The 19792-nt window shown below is 38.9% G+C and carries 16 protein-coding genes; 11 read left to right on the top strand and 5 right to left on the bottom strand.

The genetic code is table 11. The annotated features are described in order from the left end of the window. Window positions 1–481: 481 nt before the first annotated feature. Window positions 482–958 carry a tRNA (cytidine(34)-2'-O)-methyltransferase gene (locus AC0QT1_RS04895; RefSeq protein WP_473201765.1) on the top strand — a complete coding sequence of 159 codons (477 nt, stop codon included), beginning with the start codon at window positions 482–484 and terminating at the stop codon, window positions 956–958. A 183-nt stretch (window positions 959–1141) separates the two neighbouring features. Here the strand turns inward: AC0QT1_RS04895 and AC0QT1_RS04890 are convergent, their stop codons facing one another. Next, a complete protein-coding gene (locus AC0QT1_RS04890; protein WP_473201764.1) occupies window positions 1142–2395 on the bottom strand; it encodes a CCA tRNA nucleotidyltransferase in 1254 nt (417 codons plus the stop codon). A gap of 240 nt (window positions 2396–2635) precedes the next feature. Between AC0QT1_RS04890 and AC0QT1_RS04885 the strand changes: the two genes are divergently transcribed. From AC0QT1_RS04885 to AC0QT1_RS04865, 5 genes are all read left to right on the top strand, one after another. Beyond that, on the top strand, window positions 2636–3667 hold the full coding sequence (locus AC0QT1_RS04885) for an AAA family ATPase (protein WP_473201763.1): 1032 nt from the start codon (window positions 2636–2638) through the stop codon (window positions 3665–3667). After that, on the top strand, window positions 3668–4579 hold the full coding sequence (locus tag AC0QT1_RS04880) for a DUF58 domain-containing protein (RefSeq protein ID WP_473200344.1): 912 nt from the start codon (window positions 3668–3670) through the stop codon (window positions 4577–4579). It begins immediately after the preceding gene. Next, window positions 4576–7383, top strand: a complete 2808-nt coding sequence (locus AC0QT1_RS04875) for a DUF4159 domain-containing protein (protein WP_473201762.1) — start codon at window positions 4576–4578, stop codon at window positions 7381–7383. Before AC0QT1_RS04880 ends, AC0QT1_RS04875 begins: the two co-directional genes overlap by 4 nt. After that, window positions 7380–9476: a hypothetical protein gene (locus AC0QT1_RS04870; protein WP_473201761.1), complete on the top strand. Its 2097-nt coding sequence runs from the start codon at window positions 7380–7382 to the stop codon at window positions 9474–9476. Before AC0QT1_RS04875 ends, AC0QT1_RS04870 begins: the two co-directional genes overlap by 4 nt. Before the next feature lie 271 nt (window positions 9477–9747). Next, window positions 9748–10638 carry a metallophosphoesterase family protein gene (locus tag AC0QT1_RS04865; RefSeq protein WP_473201760.1) on the top strand — a complete coding sequence of 297 codons (891 nt, stop codon included), beginning with the start codon at window positions 9748–9750 and terminating at the stop codon, window positions 10636–10638. Between the two features lie 374 nt (window positions 10639–11012). On the opposite strand, the gene AC0QT1_RS04860 is transcribed toward AC0QT1_RS04865, so the two are convergent. Beyond that, complete coding sequence (locus tag AC0QT1_RS04860) at window positions 11013–11921, bottom strand: cation diffusion facilitator family transporter (protein ID WP_473200348.1); 909 nt, start codon at window positions 11919–11921, stop codon at window positions 11013–11015. Between the two features lie 795 nt (window positions 11922–12716). On the opposite strand from AC0QT1_RS04860, the gene AC0QT1_RS04855 reads away from it, so the two are divergent. Beyond that, window positions 12717–13532 (top strand): TrmH family RNA methyltransferase, encoded by an 816-nt coding sequence (locus tag AC0QT1_RS04855; RefSeq protein ID WP_473200349.1) that lies wholly within the window; start codon window positions 12717–12719, stop codon window positions 13530–13532. 49 nt (window positions 13533–13581) lie between these two features. Here the strand turns inward: AC0QT1_RS04855 and mnmA are convergent, their stop codons facing one another. Then, window positions 13582–14811, bottom strand: a complete 1230-nt coding sequence (gene mnmA / locus AC0QT1_RS04850; protein ID WP_473201759.1) for a tRNA 2-thiouridine(34) synthase MnmA — start codon at window positions 14809–14811, stop codon at window positions 13582–13584. Between the two features lie 348 nt (window positions 14812–15159). On the opposite strand from mnmA, the gene sciP reads away from it, so the two are divergent. Next, window positions 15160–15435 carry a CtrA inhibitor SciP gene (sciP, locus tag AC0QT1_RS04845; RefSeq protein ID WP_004863244.1) on the top strand — a complete coding sequence of 92 codons (276 nt, stop codon included), beginning with the start codon at window positions 15160–15162 and terminating at the stop codon, window positions 15433–15435. A 143-nt stretch (window positions 15436–15578) separates the two neighbouring features. Here the strand turns inward: sciP and AC0QT1_RS04840 are convergent, their stop codons facing one another. After that, complete coding sequence (locus tag AC0QT1_RS04840) at window positions 15579–15965, bottom strand: flagellar export protein FliJ (RefSeq protein WP_473200351.1); 387 nt, start codon at window positions 15963–15965, stop codon at window positions 15579–15581. Window positions 15966–16525: 560 nt separating this feature from the next. Between AC0QT1_RS04840 and ctrA the strand changes: the two genes are divergently transcribed. Next, window positions 16526–17227 carry a response regulator transcription factor CtrA gene (ctrA, locus tag AC0QT1_RS04835; protein WP_254769885.1) on the top strand — a complete coding sequence of 234 codons (702 nt, stop codon included), beginning with the start codon at window positions 16526–16528 and terminating at the stop codon, window positions 17225–17227. A 213-nt stretch (window positions 17228–17440) separates the two neighbouring features. On the opposite strand, the gene chpT is transcribed toward ctrA, so the two are convergent. Continuing rightward, window positions 17441–18079 (bottom strand): histidine phosphotransferase ChpT, encoded by a 639-nt coding sequence (chpT, locus tag AC0QT1_RS04830; protein ID WP_473200352.1) that lies wholly within the window; start codon window positions 18077–18079, stop codon window positions 17441–17443. 209 nt (window positions 18080–18288) lie between these two features. Between chpT and AC0QT1_RS04825 the strand changes: the two genes are divergently transcribed. Continuing rightward, window positions 18289–18885, top strand: coding sequence for a DUF1134 domain-containing protein (locus AC0QT1_RS04825; protein ID WP_473200353.1), 597 nt, complete (start codon window positions 18289–18291; stop codon window positions 18883–18885). Window positions 18886–18912: 27 nt separating this feature from the next. After that, the gene (locus AC0QT1_RS04820; RefSeq protein ID WP_473201758.1) at window positions 18913–19563 is read left to right on the top strand and encodes a hypothetical protein; all 651 of its coding nucleotides are present in this window, start codon (window positions 18913–18915) and stop codon (window positions 19561–19563) included. Window positions 19564–19792: the final 229 nt, after the last annotated feature.

Raw genomic sequence — 19792 nt, 5'->3', positions numbered from 1 at the left:
AAAAGATTTATAAAGAAGTTTTTTAATAACCAACCTCTATAAAAAAGACTTAAATTGTGCATTCAATTTTTTTATAACTTCATCGAAGTCATAGAGTTTTGACTGTATTCATACGGATAAAAAATGATAAATTTCCATTTTTTAACTACCATACTCTCACATGCTATTGTTATTACCAATAAGGCGCTCACACCGATACGCCTCTATCATAGACAATAAAACTTCGCGAATAAAGGAGCACCCTTTGAATCAAACATGTTCTTATAATAATTCACATCCGTATTAAAAAGCATCAGGTAATATCCTTTTTCCCTAATTCCATGCTGTATATATCCATAATAAACTCGAGAGTGTAGCTCCTTTCTAAAATACAGAATTAATGGTAGTAAAATGCAAAAATTCTATGTATCTCAATGAGATTTTTTGGATAAGCAAAAGAGCTTCTTTACAAATACGGAGAAAAAAACATACTATAGAGCATATGACACTTCATATTGCTCTTTTTCAACCTGATATTGCTGGGAATACTGGAACGATTTTGCGTCTTAGTGCCTGTTTCGGTTTACATGTCCATATTATTGAACCAACAGGCTTTAATCTGTCAGATCGCAATCTTAAGCGTGCAGGATTGGATTATCTCGAATATGCTTCGCTAGAGCGACACATTGATTGGCTCCACTTCATACGTGCCATGAAACACTTTAACCGTCGTCTTTTGCTTTTGAGCACAAAAGCACAAACATGTTATACGCAAATATGCTATCAGAAAGATGATGTTTTACTTTTTGGTCGTGAATCGGCAGGCGTTCCTGATTATGTTCATGAAGCTGTTAATTATGCATTAAAAATTCCCATGCAATCTCATGCGCGTTCCCTAAATCTCGCAATGAGCGTAGCCATAACAACAGGAGAAGCGCTTCGTCAAATTGGTTATCAGGAAAAAAGAGAAACTTTATAAAAAAGACAAAAAATCCCATTAAGAAATTTAATATCTTGATAAAATGCAAAGCTCTACACATGAGAAACAGTTTTTTTAAGAGAGCTTTTAATCCTTCATCGCACCATTGCCACTATCAGTAGTCAAAAGGCTATAAAAAAACTCTCCTATGAAAGCAATAAAACTTCTTTGTAACATTCTGTATTATAAATTAATTCTTTCTAATAATGCTTCACGATCCATTGAAAATCCACTTTCAATCCATATCTTTTCTACCTCTTTGAGCTTTTCTCCTAACAAAATCCCTTTAGACAAACCTTTCTTCATCAAATCCTTACCATTAACAGGAAAAGTAGGAATTTGCCATTTTTGAGCAAGCTGATAAAGCCTCATATAACTTTCTGCTTTCTGCGAAGCCTCATCTTTTTGTAGGATGGCAACATGTGCTGCTGCTACGCACAGGGACAATTGATCTAAAACCGGCTGACGACCATGAAAATAAATCAGTTTTTGCACAAAATCATCTGAACAGTTTTGGCTAATCATTTTTAGCTCTGCCCATTCCTTTAATCGCGTTGCTTCCTTATTAGAGAGCCGCAAACGCTGTGCCATTTCATGAAGACGTATAGGATCAGGAGGAAGAAGACACTCCAGCCGTAACAATGGATCACTTTTCCAACCCAAAGTCTGTTCTGTTTTCACCAATGCGTGGATTGCATCAATGCCCCATTTTTCTGTTTCAGGAAAAACGCGTGTCAAAACTCCACTTTGACGCATCCATAAAAGAGCACGTGTTGGATCTGAAGCAGCAAGAAGTTTTTTCATTTCTCCCCAAATACGCTCAGAAGACAGTTTTTGCAGACCATCTTTTAAGCAAACACATGCTTTTAATCCCTGCACATCAGGACGTCCTGCTCCATACCAAGCAAAAAAACGAAAAAACCGCAAAATACGCAAATAATCTTCACGGATACGATTTTCTGCAATGCCGATAAAACGTACTGTCCGGCTGGCAATATCTCTCAAGCCTCCAACATCATCATAAAGGTTTCCATCGGCATCACAATAAAGCGCATTCATTGTAAAATCTCGCCGTTCAGCATCTTTTTTCCAATCACGACCAAATGCTACTTTTGCATGACGACCATCCGTTTCAAGATCAGAGCGAAGCGTTGTTATCTCATAAGAACATGACGGAGAAACCACAGTCACTGTACCAAATGCAAGTCCTGTAGGAATAGCTTTAAATCCTGCTTCTTCCGCACGCATGATAACCTGTTGCGGCAAACAAGTTGTAGCAATATCAATATCACTAATAGGCTGCCCTAACAGCTGATTACGCACGGCCCCCCCCACAATACGCGCGTCTTCCCCCCCCATAGACAGAACGTGAAGAAGTGTTTGAATATCACTCTGCTGCAACCATGTAACGTGTTTGAAATTTTGTCTTATACTCAATCCGCTAACCTTTCAAAATTTGCCCTCATTGCCTTAAACAGATAGTCTTACGAGAACACACTTTCCAAGACTTCTCCTTACATAACACTCTTGTTTCAAATTGAGGACTCTGTGTATGCAAATATTAAAAAACAACATATTACACTTCTTTTCTTTTCATTTTCTGCTACAAATCATAAAATATTCATTATCATACAGAGAAAATTATCGATTTTGCGACAAACGCCTTAAGGAAGAAATATGAGTCAACGCGATACATCATCCAATTCTCTTAAAAAAGCTAATATTAATGATGAAGCCCAAGGGATCATTGATGATATTGATGCAACACACAAAGAGTTGAATGTCCTACAACAAGAAATTGACAAAGTTATTTTTGGGCAAAATCATGTGATTGAATATGCTTTGATAGCTATTTTTTCTGGTGGACATGCCCTTCTTGTCGGTGCTCCAGGACTTGCTAAAACACGTCTTGTTGAAACTTTGGGAACAGTCTTGGGACTTGATGAAAAACGCATTCAATTTACCCCCGATTTAATGCCGTCGGACATTATCGGTTCTGAAATTATGGATTCAGATAAAAGCGGCAAGCGCTCTTTCCGCTACGTTCAAGGCCCTATTTTTACGCAACTTCTCATGGCAGATGAAATCAATCGTGCTTCTCCTCGAACGCAATCAGCTCTCCTACAAGCCATGCAAGAATATCATATCACTGTTGCTGGTACTCGTTACGATTTACCACAACCTTTTCATGTTCTTGCAACCCAAAATCCTCTTGAACAGGAAGGAACTTACCCCCTTCCTGAAGCACAACTAGATCGCTTTTTGATGCAAATTGATATTGACTATCCTGATCTAACGACAGAACGGCGGATCATTTTAGAAACAACAAGAGAAAAAAAACAAAAGGCAAAACCGATTTTATCAACAAAAAAACTACAGAAAATTCAAGAACTTGTTCGTAAAATGCCTCTCTCGGAAAATGTTATAGAAGCCATTTTAAAAATTGTTCGTTTAGCCCGCCCTTCTCAAGACAACACGCTTGCAAAAACTTATGTTGCTTGGGGACCTGGTCCACGTGCATCACAAGCGCTTTCACTTTGTGTCCGCGCCCGCGCCCTTTATTATGGACGTTTAGCTCCCTCCCTTGATGATGTTGAAGCATTGGCTTATCCTGTCTTACAACATCGTATGGCCCTCAATTTTTCTGCACATGCTGAAAATATAACTGTAAAAGATATTCTCAATAATCTCATGAAAGATGTTCTCTAAATGGCGATTGGCAAAAAAGTTTCTCCAAAGCCTCCACTGTCATTGACTGCCAAGCTACATGAAGATTCCGCGAAAATGCCCCTTCTTCTTTTACAAGCACGTAAGATTGCCAATACAGTAATGACTGGATGGCATGGACAACGTAAACGAGGGAGCGGGGAAAATTTTTGGCAATTTCGTCCCTATATTGAGGGAGAATCCATCACCCACATTGACTGGCGCCGTTCCGCACGTGATGAACACACCTACCTACGGGAACACGAATGGCAAGTGACACAAACAGTTTGGCTTTGGCCTGATCAAAGTCCATCGATGCATTACTGTTCACGTTTTTCTAAAATCTCTAAGGGTGATTATGCACTTATTCTTACCCTAATCTTGGCATCACTTCTTGCACACAGCGGCGAACATATTGCTATCCCGACTTTAATGCCCCCCACAATGGCAACCAATGGTATCGAACGCATAGCGCTAGCTTTGGCAAACCATCAAAGTGAAAATCCATTTCCAAATTTTTCGACCATTACGCGTTTTTCACAGGCCATCATAATAAGCGATTTTCTCGATCATCCTGAAAAAATCATTCAAGATTTAACCCTTTTATCGACAAAACAGATCACTGCTCATCTCATTGAAATTGCGGATCCCGCAGAAGAATCCTTTCCCTACAAAGGTCATACAGAATTTTTTGATCCCGAAACAAAAGAAAAGCATCTTTTTGGAAAAGCAGAAAATCTTCGTGAAAACTATTGTCAACTCTACCAAGCAAGGCGACAAGAATTAAAAAACTTTTGCTCACGCCAAGGATGGACCTATCACGTGAGTACAACAACCCAATCTTTCACAGAAACCATTTTGCATCTTGCAAACAAAATAGGGCACTCTCCCTCTCACTCTAGGAGGCTGTCTTGAGTTTTGCTGCTTCCCTGCTTTTACTAGGACTTTTATCTCTACCAATCATTTGGTGGTTATTGCGCATAACCCCTCCCTCTCCGCATAAAGAACTCTTTCCTCCTTTGCGTTTTCTTCCAAAACCAACGCATCAACAGGAAACCGCAAACCACACACCTTGGTGGTTGCTATTATTACGCTTAACCATAGCAGCATCAATTATTATCGCTTTCGCGCGCCCTATTTGGAATCCAAAACCAATTATCCTTTCTGGCTCACAACCCCTTGCACTCATTATCGACAATGGATGGGCATCTATAAAAGACTGGAAAAAACGGATTTCTCTTGCTGAAACCCTCCTTGCACAAGCAGAAAAACAGCAAAAAAATATCTATCTTCTTGCAACAGCTGAAAATGATACCGTCAATATGGGACCCCTTCCTGCGGAAGTTATAAAACAACATTTAATGCATTTGCATCCCCGCCCATGGGCTGTCAATCGTATGCATGCCCTAAAAAAGCTTATTGAAATGACCAAAGGGGAATCTCTTGATATTGCTTACTTAAGTGATGGCTTACAAACAGATGAGGATGATCAAACTTTCACTCTTATTGAACAATTAAAACCCAAAACATTCCTATGGTGCTTATCTGATATTTCCGATTTAACCGGCATAACAGCCATAGAAAAGAATAATGGCAATATGGTCGTGCGTGTTATCCGTTCAACAACACATGGCGAAACTCCCATCACATTAAACCTTTACGATGCAAACAATCAACTTCTCAATCGCTTTACGGCAAATTTTCTTGAGGGGAAAACAACAGCATTTGTTCCTTTTAATGTACCACTTGAACTCCGCAATGATATTGCTTGGATAAAACTTAACAACCAAACCCACGCTGCTGCGACCTTCCTAGTAGGCAGCCATAATAGAATAAGCCGTGTTGCTCTTCTCTCACCCAATACGCATGAAATGGTACAACCTCTGCTCTCTCCATTTTACTATATCATCAAAGCACTACAAGACCATACACAGCTTATAACAGCCGATGGAAGAGAGCTTTCCTCTGATCTTGATCACTTACTCAAACAAAATCCTTCTGTTTTCATTATAGGTGACATCGTAAACATGTCACAAGAAGCTGAAAAAAAACTATCTGACTTTGTCAATAAAGGAGGAACACTCATCCGCTTTGCAGGAGAAAACCTGAGTACCGCAGAACACTACGATCGTCTCCTTCCGGTACCGCTTCGTCCTGGTAAACGTTCCCTTGGTAGTATTATGTCTTGGACGAAACCACAAAAACTTGCGCCCTTTACAAAAAACAGCTTATTTTTTGATCTTCCTTTTCCAGAAGATGTCATTATCTCACGACAAATTCTAGCAGAACCAAGCCCAGATCTTTTTGAAAAAACATGGCTTAGTCTTTCTGATGGAACCCCCCTTATTACAGCGGCTGAAAGTGGCAAAGGAACACTCATTTTTATTCACATTGCTCCAGACCCCACATGGTCAAATCTTCCTCTTTCTGGTTTTTTTGCGCAAATGTTGCAAAAATTGATCACATTGAGTACCTATGAAAACACCAACCCAACGCATATAAAAGAAGAAACAACCATCCAAAAGCCTTGGCGAACAATGACCGCTGATGGACAATTACAAATGCCCCCCTCTTCTGTTGTTTCACTGATTCTAGATAGCCAAAATCCACCCCAACCCTCTTCTCTTACTCCACCTGGGCTCTACGGTGTAAAAAATAACTTTTATGCACTCAATCTCTTAAAGCCTTCATCACATTTGATAAAACAATCATCATTGCCATCCTCCTTAAAAGGAATCCCTTTATCTTACGATACAAAAGAAAAACACCTTATTGGTCCACTGTTAGGATTAGCAGTCCTATTATTCACCTTTGACACTTTTCTAATTTTATGGAGGGGAAGCGCTTTTTCTCTGAACCGACGGCGCAATATTCTTCTTTTTTTATCCCTAACAATAAGTCTCATTGCTTTTTTTCTCTATAGTTCAAGAGTTCATGCACAAGGAACAGAAAATAACAATGAAACGATAATACAAGCAGCGGGCGCAACACATCTTGCTTACGTTGTAACGCATAACCCCGAAATTGATACAACCAGTAAGAGTGGCCTCGAAGCACTCAGCCGATTTATCGCAGAACGGACAATGCTCTCACCAAGTTCCGTGGTCGCTCTTGATCTTGATAAAGATGAACTCGCCTTCTATCCACTGATTTACTGGCCCATTGACGCTAACAGTCCTTTACCAACACCAAGGAGCCTTGAAAAAATAAATAGCTTTATGCAACACGGAGGCACAATTCTCTTTGACACGCGTGATCAGATAAATACCAACCTTAATCTTGAAGAAGAAACCACCCCTACCACACAAAGATTACGGACCATCTTAAAAGACTTAAACATCCCAGCTATTGAACCCGCTTCAACGGATCACGTGATTGCGCGTTCTTTTTATATCATGCCCGATTTTCCCGGTCTCTACCGTGGATCACCTTTGTGGGTTGAATCATCATCAACCAATAAAAAAGAAAAAAATTCTCCTCTCTTCGGTGATAATGTAAGTTCTCTCCTGATTACTGGAAATAACTTTGCTGGTGCTTGGGCGCTAGATGAAAAAGGCATGTGGAAATACCCCCTTATTCCCAATGATCCGATGCAACGACTCTGGGCATTTCGCGCAGGATTAAATATAGTTATCTATGTACTTACAGGAAACTATAAAGCTGACCAAGTTCATGTTCCAGCACTTTTAGAACGCTTTAAACGAGAAAGAAGGCAATGATACCATCCTTTACTTTTCAGCCTTTCTTGCCTCTCTCTTGGATTTTCTTCTTAGGAGGAATATCTGCTTTTTTTGTCATTATTGGCCTTGTTACCCAGCGGAAAGGATCTTTCTTACGCCTCATGGCATTGGCATCACTCATCCTTGCTTTGCTTAATCCAATGATTATAAAAGAACAGCGTGAACCTCTTAAAAGTACGGTAGGAATTGTCATTGATCGCAGCAAAAGCCAAACATTTGGGACACGTACCAAGGATAGTGACGAAGCGCGTGTACAATTAATCAATGCATTGGCGCATTATCCACAATTTGAACCACGCTTTATTGAAGCTGGAAAACTTGCGGATAATCAATATGCACCCTCAACAAATTTATTTCATGCTTTAACACAAGCGACATCTGATATCCCCCCCTCTCGTTATGCGGGGACAATTTTTATCACCGATGGACAAGTGCATGACATCCCTTCCATGGCAGAGCTTCATCAAAAAGCACCGATCAATGCTCTTATAACAGGAAGATCAGATGAATTTGACCGCCAAATCAAAATTATTTCTCCCCCTCGTTTTGCTCTTATTAACAAACCACAGATGCTTTCTATCTTGGTAGAAGATCAAGGACACAGCCAAGAATCTCTACCAAAGCAAGCAAAGATTACTGTAAGCGTCAACGGACAAGGAGTTGGTCATTATTCTGTAACCCCAGGGATGATTTTTCAAACTGAAATCACCCTTCCTCATGCTGAAAAAAATATTATTCAAGTTTCCACCAATACGCACAAAGGCGAATTAAGCTTTGAAAATAACCGTGCTATAGCTGTTATTGAAGGTATTAGAGAAAATTTACGTGTCCTTCTTATTTCAGGTGCACCTTACAATGGTGAACGGACATGGCGTGATCTTCTCAAAGGTGATTCTAATATAGATCTTGTTCATTTTACTATTTTGCGCCCCCCCAACAAAGCAGATAATACACCATCAAGCCAATTATCCCTTGTTGTCTTCCCCACAAGAAAGCTGTTTGTTGAAGAGATTGATAATTTTGATCTCGTCATTCTTGATGGCTATCAACATTCTTCTGTTCTACCATTAGTCTATTATGATTATATCGCTCAGTATGTGCAAAAAGGCGGTGCGTTGCTGATAGTAACAGGACCCGAATTTACCAAAGAAAATTCGCTTGCAAAAACACCTTTAATCAGCGTCCTCCCCGCATTACCCACTGGTGTTATCCTTCAACAACCTTTTCGCCCTACATTAACCAAACAAGGTGAACGTCATCCTGTAACAAGAAATCTTGCAACATCTGCCTCTCCAACCTCTCAATGGGGAAGATGGCTACGACAAATTGCTATTCAAAATACATATAAAGGCACGGCCCTCATGAAAGGTGCTAATGAACAACCCCTTTTACTTCTTTCCCATGTTGGCAAAGGACGTGTAGGTATGCTTCTTTCCGACGAAAGCTGGCTTTGGGCAAGAGGTTTCGAAGGTGGAGGTCCCTATGCCGCTCTTTATCGTCGAATTGCTCATTGGCTTATGAAAGAGCCAGAACTTGAAGAAGAAAAGTTAAGTGCTACCAGCAACCATCATCACTTAACAATTCGTCGCCAAACACTCAAAGATCATCCAGAACCAGCAAAAATAACTTTTCCTTCTGGAAAAGAAGAAAATATCACCCTTACAAAAGAGCGCGAAGGTGTTTTTACAGCAACTCTTAATACCAATGAAACAGGAATTTTTACTATCAAAAATGGTGATTTAACAGCATTTTCCTCTGTAGGGATGCTTGATACTCTCGAACTGTTTGACTTAATTTCAACGAAAGAAAAACTAGCTCCCATTAGTAAACACACTGGGGGTCACATTGTCCGTTTATACGACACAGAAAAACAAGGGATTCATCTTCCTCCATTTAAACTGATTCAATCGCAAAAGAACTTGCCATCTTCTCGTGCCCCTTCAATTGTTTTAAAAGAAGCAACAGAGACCCGTTTAATCAATAGTTTTTATTTTTCGATCTTTTCTGGTCTCTTTGCACTGCTTGCTTGTCTTTTACTGTTGAACAGCATGTGGTATCGTGAAAGCCGTTAAAAAACTTAAAGATTATACGACAATTTTACAATGCTGCGCATCCTACAAAAGATTTATACCGATGAAACAAATAATAACAGAGCAAAGCATATCTGCTTCATTATTAATAAAAAACAATAACCTATGGGCTTATAAAAGGTTTCTCTCACATTTTCTGAAAATTATTTTTTTGATTTTATAATTCTCTCTTGCCTTAAAAAAGTGCATGAACTTGTCCTATACTCTTTTTTATTTATTGCTTAAATCGTTTTCAACGCTATGCTAACAGCCCATGTTTTATCTTGCTCATATATCGGATGTGCATCTTTCCCCCCTCCCACAACCTTCCCTTTTTGAACTTTGTGGAAAGCGTCTTACGGGCTATCTTAATTGGCAAAAAAAACGAAAACACAAAATGGCATCCAATGTTTTAGAAACTTTAATGGAAGCCTTAAAAAAAACAAATCCTGATCATCTTATCATCTCTGGTGATCTGGTGAATCTTGCTCTCGATAAAGAATTTGAACAAGCACGCAACTGGTTGCTTAACCAAGGACACCCTCAAGATATTTCTTTAACATTTGGCAATCATGATGCTTATGTCCGTGGAGCATTCAAAAAAGCTTGTACTCTCTTTCAACCTTGGATTACAGGTGATCTTCCTCAAAATCCTACCCTTTCCTTTCCTTATATGCGCATTCGCAAGAACATCGCCATTATAGGAACTTCCTCAGCGATTGCTACACCACCTTTTCAAGCTTCTGGTTATTTTGGCAAAAGGCAAGCGCAAGCTTTATCGAAACTTTTAAATGAAGCTGCAACACGCAATCTTTTTCGTGTTGTCCTGATACATCATCCTCCCTTTCATCATGCAACTTCTTGGCATAAAAAATTATGGGGCATCAATCGTTTTCTAGAGGTTATCAAACACCACGGTTGCGAACTCGTTCTTCATGGCCACACCCATCTCCCTACCTTGCATACTCTCACAGGACCAATGGGAACAATTCCTATTGTTGGTGTTGCTTCTGCATCGCAAGCTTTTGGGGATAAAAAACCACCCGCAGGCTTCAACTTATTTGCCATTGAAAGCTCTCACAATCAATGGCATTGCCAATTGCACCGTTATAATCTTATCAATCAAAACAATGAAATAGCCTGCACTGAAACAATTAATCTTTAAACACGCAGTCAACGCAACCAAAAAGCTGCAAAAATAAGCAAAGAACGAAAATCTCTTTAACTTCATATCCCTTTAAAAAGTAACTTGGGTTCCCCTTGATTATAAAAGAAAAAGATTCTTAACCACAAAACTGATAACAAATTCATTTCCCTTAGATATTCTTCATCACTTATGGAATTTAGTAATTTATTTGACAAGCCCTATGGACAACTCGCTTTAAATCTTCCTTTTACCTTTCCTTTTTCTCTGTGCTTAGCTGACACAAAAGAAAACAAAAAGAAGATACAGAAAACCGTGATTTTTAATATGACGGCCCCTTATTCTCTTTCCTGAAACAGAATATTTTACGGTGCTACAGATCATTGAGAAAAATTTTATATAAAAGGAACGACCGTTGTCCCTAGAGGTAACTTCGCCTCATCTTCAGGCTCAACATGAATAGAAATGCGCACATTATCAAATTCTTTATGCAGAACATCTTCAATTTTATCGCAAATCTGATGTGCTTCTCCTACCGACATTGCTGCAGGTACAACCAAATGAAACTCTATAAAAGTGACTCTACCAGCAACACGCGTAAGCAAATCATGAACTTCAAGTGCACCCTGTGCATTTGCAGAAATAAGCTCACGAATCCGCATCGTTTCATTCAACTCAACTCCAACATCCATTAGCCCTTGAACGGCGCTGCTAATCACCTTCCAACCCTGCAAAAGAATATTAAGGGCAACGATAATTGCTAAGATCGGATCCAAGATGCTCCATCCACCCATAAATCCAGCAATCAAACCAACTAAAATGGCAAGAGAAGTAAAAACATCGGTTATGAAATGCACCCCATCAGCTTTAAGAGCTGGTGAACGGTGTATTTTTCCCTGCCGGATCAGCACAAAACCCCAGAGGGAATTTATGAGACTGGCACCAAGATGCATAACGATCCATATCCCCGGCGTTTGCAACACTTTAACAGTCGAAAGAGCCATCCATGCTTCTCTTAAAATAATAATTGCCGCAATAATGATCAGGATTCCTTCAAGAATCGCAGAAAAATATTCCACTTTATGATGTCCAAAAGGATGATCATGATCCGCCGGTTTCATACTGACTTTTACAGCCCACCATGCTGCCAATGCAGCAAGTATATTGACGATCGATTCCAATGCATCAGAATAAAGTGCAACCGAATCAGTGATATAATATGCCCAATATTTTAAAGCAAAAACAACACACGCGACGAAAATAGAATATAACGTTAAGCTTTGTATATTGATTTTTACAGCCACATCTACACCCTCATCTTCACCCAATAAGGAATAACACTCTCATTCATAGACTCTATGATATTTTTGACGTATCGCCAATATTTCTTCAATATCACACAAGCTTCACAAGATAGAAACAACGAAAACACCCCACTATTGTTATTGCAACAACTGTCCGGCGATAGGATAGAATATGACAAATAAAGGAATGCACATATCGCTTAAACAAGCAAAAGAAATCTTTAAGAGGAATCAAAGGTATATTCCTGATTATCAAATTTTTTTTGAATAGTGTAATTCTGTTACGTTCCTATGATTGAAAAAACACCTGTTGTTTTTTCTAAAAAGCATCCTATTTCCGTGCGATGATTTAATTTTTGTGAGTCTTAAACCAATCACTCTATCAGCATAATCACAGACAGCTCAAAAAATCACTGACCATTTTTCCCCCCCTTACATCGTAACTGTATCAAAAAATAGGGCCGCTAAAACAACAATCATCTTCACAAACAAAGAAAAAACACAATGATCCCTCAAAAAAAAAGAATCTGGGCATTGGGGACCCAGATTCTTTTCCCTTAAAATTAAGGGTATGCAGAGCTTAGGAAATAGCGGGGACCTAAAACCCTACAACCAATACAAAAACAAACTACATTGTTCTGCATTTGGTATTCTCATATTATACCTATAGTTGTGTTGTGTCAACATAAATTCTACCATAGGTTTTAAAAAAATAAATTTTTCTCCTCTTTTATCAAAATAAAGCGAATATTTAACATCTAGTAATTGAGAAAAAAGAGCACTAAAAACCCCTGTATGCGTTTGAATATTATACCAATCTACGAAACTGATGATATACGTCTTGGAGATTATCATAACATTCGTGAAAAAGATCTTGTAGGACGGCAACATAAGTTTATTGCTGAAGGCAAAGTCATATTATCGGCATTGCTCCATTCGAAAGAATTTGTTTCTCTCTCATTGCTCATAGTGACAGAACGTCTTCCTAGCCTCATGCCCCTTTTAGAGAACACACAGCCAATATGTCCCATTTACTGCGTACCGCAAAAAGTCATGGATAATATTGTGGGATTCCATGTTCATCGTGGTATACTGGGTATCGGTAAACGCAAAACGTTACCATCCTTACAACAATTTTTACAAGATTTACCAGAAGAGGCTTTAATTCTCATTTTATGCGGTATTTCTAACCATGATAATATGGGCGCTATTTTTCGCAACGCTGCCGCTTTTGCCAGCAATGGTATTATCGTTGACAAAACCTCATGCGATCCTCTTTACCGCAAATCAATCAGAGTTTCTGCTGGCGCAGCTCTAAAGGTACCCTATACGCAAGGTGCTAATATTAGTAATATTCTAGAAACGCTCCATGAAGCAGATTTTCATACTTATGCACTTTCTCCCTCTGCCCCATGCACTCTCAAGCAAGCAAAAACACCTAAAAGGATAGCACTCATTTTAGGAACAGAAGGTGATGGCTTACCAACCTATATCCTACAAAAATCAGAAACCTTACGGATTCCTATGGCTCCCGGCTTTGACAGTCTCAATGTTTCTACAGCAACAGGCATTGCGCTCGCCCATTTTAGCGATTTTGATAAAGTTTCCTAACAATAAGAATAGTTTAAGGTGCAAAACAATCCCCATAAGCCTATCATTTTCAATTATAAGAAGTGGTTGTTTTAAGTTCAGAAACAACAGTCGTGTTCGTTTCCAGATTGCATAAAACGCGTTTCAACATCACTTCAGTATCAGCAGCACGTTCTGAATGTGTTACAAATCCCCCGCCAAGAATACGCGCTTCATGACCATTTCCATCATAAAAAACACAAGCCTGCCCTGGTGCCACCGCATTTTCACGTTCCAACAAATCAACAGAAAAAACACCCTCTTGATAATGCAAGCGAGCAAGATGGGGAGGACGCGTTGAACGAACTTTTACAGCCATCTCAACACCATCAGAAGGAAAATTCTCCAAGAGCTCATCACCAAGCCAATTCACATCACGCAAAAAGAGTTTATGTGTTTCCAACATTTCCCGCGGACCAACAATAACACGCGCATTTTCTACATCGAGATAAATCACATAAAGTGCTTCACCGGTTGCAACACCAATACCACGACGTTGACCAACCGTATAATTAACGATTCCCGAATGTTTGCCTAAAATCTGCCCATCGATATGCATAATAACGCCAGGATTGGCCGCCTCTGGTCGTAATTTTGTGATAACATCAGAATATTTTCCTTGCGGAACAAAACAAATATCCTGACTGTCATGCTTATGAGCAACGACAAAACCCATTTCTGCTGCTATTTCACGAACACGTGCTTTTGGAAGGTCACCAAGTGGAAAACGCAAATAATCAATCTGCTCTTGCGTCGTTGCGAAAAGGAAATAGCTCTGATCACGATCGCTATCGAGAGGACGGAAAAGTGCCCGATGCGCGCCATGGAGGCGCGAGCGAATATAATGGCCGGTAGCCAAAGCATCCGCCCCCAATTCACGTGCGGTTGCTAATAAATCAGCAAACTTGACAGTTTGATTGCATGAGACACATGGCACAGGGGTCTCTCCATGCGCATAACTTTCTGCAAAAGGATCAATCACTGCTTCGCGAAACCGCTTTTCATAATCAAGAACATAATAAGGGATCCCCAATGTTTCTGCTACGCGGCGAGCATCTTCAATATCTTGTCCAGCACAACACGACCCTACCCGATGTGTTGCAGCGCCATGATCATAGAGCTGCAAAGTAATGCCAATGACATCATAGCCTTCCCTTTTTAAAAGACCTGCAACAACCGATGAATCAACTCCCCCCGACATTGCTACAACAATACGGGAGTTCTCAGGTGGTCCTGGTAAATCAAGACTGTTCAAAAACATGTACTCATTCTCTATCAATAATCATCCATTGGTTAAGAGCGTTATGCGCGCCGTTCATTCATTTTTTATATTGTTTTTTTATTTTTTTCACAACCAATAGCATCACTTTCTTTAAAGAAGCTGCAAACAAAAAAGACTGATAGAAAGAAGGCACGATGAAAATCCTTTTTACTCTTAAAAAAACGCCAACAAAAGCATTGTAAGACGCTCTTCTATGCCTTTCACTTTGGAGCCTAATTTTTATATGCTAGCTTAGTTTATTAATTTTTTCTTTCAACGTGTTTAGTTCTTTTTTAAATTTCATGTTTTATAAACGAATCAAGTCCTTGACTAAAGGTAGAGGATACAATGACCAATTTGATAAAAACACAAATGAAATATGTTATTGGGCCGGATGGAAGTCCACTGACAATCGCTGATCTACCGCCAAAAACAACACGGCGCTGGGTGATTCGTCGCAAAGCTGAAGTTGTTGCGGCTGTTAGAGGTGGATTGTTAAGTCTTGATGAGGCGTGTCAACGCTACACTTTGACCGTAGAAGAATTTCTTTCATGGCAAAGTTTGATCGATGAACACGGTTTAGCTGGATTACGAACGACCAGAATCCAACATTATAGGCATTAGTTACGCTTGATAATGATTTGGTAACGGCTATCCCCCTAAAACAGCCGAACTTTTATCAAGTTTGGCTGTTTTTTTGTGTTTTCGGCATAATTATCGCAAAGAATGTCTTTTCAAGCTATAGCCTTTATCATCCAGTCCCTTTATCATCCAGTCATTGAGTTCGAGGGAATTAAAAGACTCTCATCATCTACTGCGGCCTTCTTTTCCCGTGCCTCAAGAAGCTGTGCGTGTTGCAACTCCGTATTGACTTCATGGAGAGCAATTTCAGCATTTGTTTTTTGAACCTGCAAATCACGAATCGAATTTATAAGATTATCGCGCCTTTGCCGCGCAGCCCGAGCAAAAGCAGAATAAGCAAAATGGTGAACGTCATTATTTCCAGATTTACGTTCTTCGTTAACAATTTGCGCTTCCAGTTCTAACACCATTCGCTCAAATTCTGCGATCATCATATCAAGCTGTGCAATTTCACGACGCTTCCCACGTGCTTGAAACATCCTCAATTGCACCATACTTTTTCGTGGCTTCATACTTACTACTCCTCGACTGCGCAAACTCAAAACTTGCATTCGCACTTTTACATATGCTTTCAGCTATACCCTTTCTGACGAAAACATCCGTTTTTAATTTGTAACTCGATCGTTCGTCTTCCCCTAAAGCACCTGTGAACACAGCCTGCTTTAAAGAGATATAACTTTTTCTTTACTTTTCACCTACACTATAGAAAGAGATTTAAAGCTCAGTAAATAAACACTGAAATTTAAAAAGTACTTTAAAAAAATCTTTTAATAAGGTGTTTTTTAAAGTTAAAGTGAGTGAAACAAGCGCAATTTTTTTTATTTGTTAAAAAGATGCAATTTTTCTAAAATAATTTTATAACCTCTTTTAAAAATGAAAATATTTTGTTAACCACTATCATAGATAGTGGGGGAACTCAGTGGTGATTGTTACGCGTACCGCTGAAATATTCATAGACACTTTCATTATAAGTGTTTGATTTCATGAATTGTTTTTATAAACAGTGGTTTTACCAGCTGTATAAAACAAAACTGTTCCTCTTGATTCGGAGGAACAAAGTGAGGGATCTAAAATGCGCGTATTATTAATTGAAGATGATAAAGCGATGACTCAAAGCATTGAGTTAATGTTAAAGTCCGCAAACTTTAATGTCTACATCACCGATCTTGGTGAAGAAGGAGTCGATTTAGGAAAGCTTTATGATTATGATATCATTTTGCTTGATTTGAATCTTCCTGATATGTCAGGATACGATGTTCTGCGGACCCTGCGACTGGCAAAGATAAAAACTCCTGTTCTTATTCTTTCTGGTATGAATGCCATTGAAGATAAGGTGCGTGGTTTTGGCTTTGGTGCAGATGATTATATGACCAAGCCCTTCCACAAGGATGAGCTTATTGCGCGTATTCATGCCGTTGTTCGTCGCTCTAAAGGGCATGCGCAATCCGTTATCGTTACCGGCGATCTCACCGTTAACCTTGACGCAAAAACAGTCGAAGTTGCTGGGCACCCCGTTCATTTAACTGGTAAAGAATATCAGATGCTAGAGCTTCTTTCTCTACGCAAAGGCACTACCCTCACCAAGGAAATGTTTCTTAATCATCTCTATGGTGGGATGGATGAACCAGAACTTAAAATTATCGACGTGTTTATCTGTAAACTACGGAAGAAATTAGAAGCAATCTCTTCTCATGTAAACTACATTGATACAGTTTGGGGACGTGGTTACGTTTTACGTGATCCAGTTGAAGAAAACGTACGTAAAACCGCTTAAGCAGTAAAAATGCACATCGTAAAATCTCGGAGTATAGCGGGCCGAGATTTTTTCTCTGTTGCAATAAAAGTCTCGTACACAAAAAATCTCTTATGTATGAGAATATTTAAAGCGCAGAAAGACCAACATTCCCCTTTACGGGTATAACCTTATCGCTCACCAATACAATCTAAACCCTCTTTTCTCGACATAGCTCAATCGCCTTTATCTTATTCAAAGCTTTTTTACGCTTTCCAAAAGAATACAATTTTCCGTTTCATTAATATTTATTTGCATATCTGTCATCTCAACAAGTAACATCGTATAATAAAATTGGATAGCATGAGCATCGATACATTTTTCCTGAATTTCTCTATTATATAATGCAATAAAATGAGAAGGAATACGTAAAGATTTACCGGAAATTTTAAAACGAAAAGAACGTTTATTTTCTTCCTGTAAAATCATAACAACGATTTCGCCCCCACGAGAAGCTGTTGCATTTGCAATCAATACTAAATTAAGCAAAAGTTTAATTTCATTTTTTGGTAAAAGGAGAGAGGGAGCTTGCCAATTTAAAATTGCTTTTTCTTCCTTCATATATTGTTGTGCAACCTGCTCAGCAGAACGTGTCTCTATTTGTTCCCCATTAGCCCCTGCAAATCCAAAAGCCAACCGTGCAAATTGTAGACGTGCGGAAGCACTGGCAACGGACCAACGCACCAATTGCAAAGCATCCTCTTCAGCCCCCCCTTCATCATAGAGCTCCATCGCATTTTGAATAGCACCAACAGGTGAAATCAAATCATGACAAATACGACTACAGAGTAAAGCAGCAAGATCGGCAGGCTTTAAAGAAACAGCTAACATCATAATTTTGAGAACTCCTAAGATTTAAAAACAAGCTTCATTTTAAAGAAAAACTCTTAACATCCCATGCACACATACACGGAATTTTAACAATCACATTAAAAATGTTTAAAAAAAAACAATTATTTAAATAATCTTCCATCTTATTTTTTATTTGAGTAGAATGAAAATGCTAATATTATCTTTTTGTTTGTAACTAAGGGAAAATTTCTATGGCTCTCTCTCTTCTAAACCGCTGGTACAAAAAGATTGTATCTGTAATCTTCCTTTTATTCATCATCACCAATACGGCAAACGCTCAATTCCGACAAATAGAACAAAACGAACCCCATTATTCACTACAAGAAATTATCGATTCCGGTCATGCTTTTTTTGGAAAAACTGCTAGCGGTATAGCAGTAGCAATTCAAAATATCTTTTCACAGTACGGTTATCCAAATGCCTATATTTTAGGGGAAGAAGCTTCTGGTGCTTTTTTTGCTGGATTAACCTATGGCGAAGGAACAATTTTTACCAAACTTTATGGTCAACACAGAGTTTTTTGGCAAGGTCCCTCTGTGGGATGGGATTTTGGCGGACAAGGTTCTCGTTTAATGATCTTAGTTTATGATCTTAATCATATAAATAATTTATGGGGACGCTATGGTGGTATTTCGGGTTCGGCCTATTTAATTGCAGGTGTTGGTTTTCATGTCCTCAAACACCACAATGTTTTGTTAGTTCCAATCCGCACAGGAATTGGTGCACGTCTTGGCATCAATGTGGGGTATTTAAAATTAACACCGAAACCGACATGGAATCCATTTTAGAGCCAACTCTTATTGAAAAGAGAACTTATGTTTATACAATCGTTTCTTTTTTTTATTTTTGGAATTGCTTGCACTTCGTGGTTACTTGTGCTTTTTGCCCCTCTTATTTGGCGCAAAGCCATTCATTTTGCTCATAAACATGTTTCTGCACAAATTCCCCTATCATCCATTGAAATGCAAGCAAACTATGATTTTCTTCGTGCAAAACATGCTGTAGAACAAGTGCAAAATGAACAAAAGTACAACTCTTTGTATAAAAAATATGCCCAACAAAAAATACAGCTTAGCCAAGTAACCGAGCAGCTTTATAAATTATGTCTCCCCACACAAAACACATCTTCTCCTTCACAAGAGAAACTTGTAACCGAGCAAAATGGTCTTACAACAAACAGTTTTACAATGGAAATCAAAACTATGCGTGAAAAAATCGCACATTATCAGCAACTTTTACAAAAAATTCAAACCAATGCACTTGACACCAAAACAAACCGCCAACTCTTGGACGAATTGCGTGAAGAAATAAAGGAATTAGCAGCAACATTAGCTGCACAAATAGCATTACAAGAAGGTGAAGCATCCCCAATCAACACATTGATCCAAAATGCTAAAAGTAAAAACGATCTAGCATCACGTATTCGCGAAAAAGTAACCTCCAGCAAAAAAACGCCCCTTCCATAAGTTACTTAAGAAAATGACTCAAGCGAATATGCCGACACTCTCATGATGCAAACATCTTCATTGTCATACTGTGTAAAGTTTATAAGGGATGTCTTGGAGAAGTAAGCTCTTCTTTTAACAGAAGAGATAATCATTCTAACTTTATTTTTAAATTACAAATCAAAAATCTCTTCCAAGAAGAAAACCAACAACCAAGCCCCCTCTTAAGCAACTTTAAGGGTAAAAATAT

The sequence above is a fragment of the Bartonella sp. P12B genome (assembly GCF_055796185.1).
Note: the sequence above shows the minus strand (reverse complement) of the source record. Positions and strands in the feature narration are given on the sequence as shown.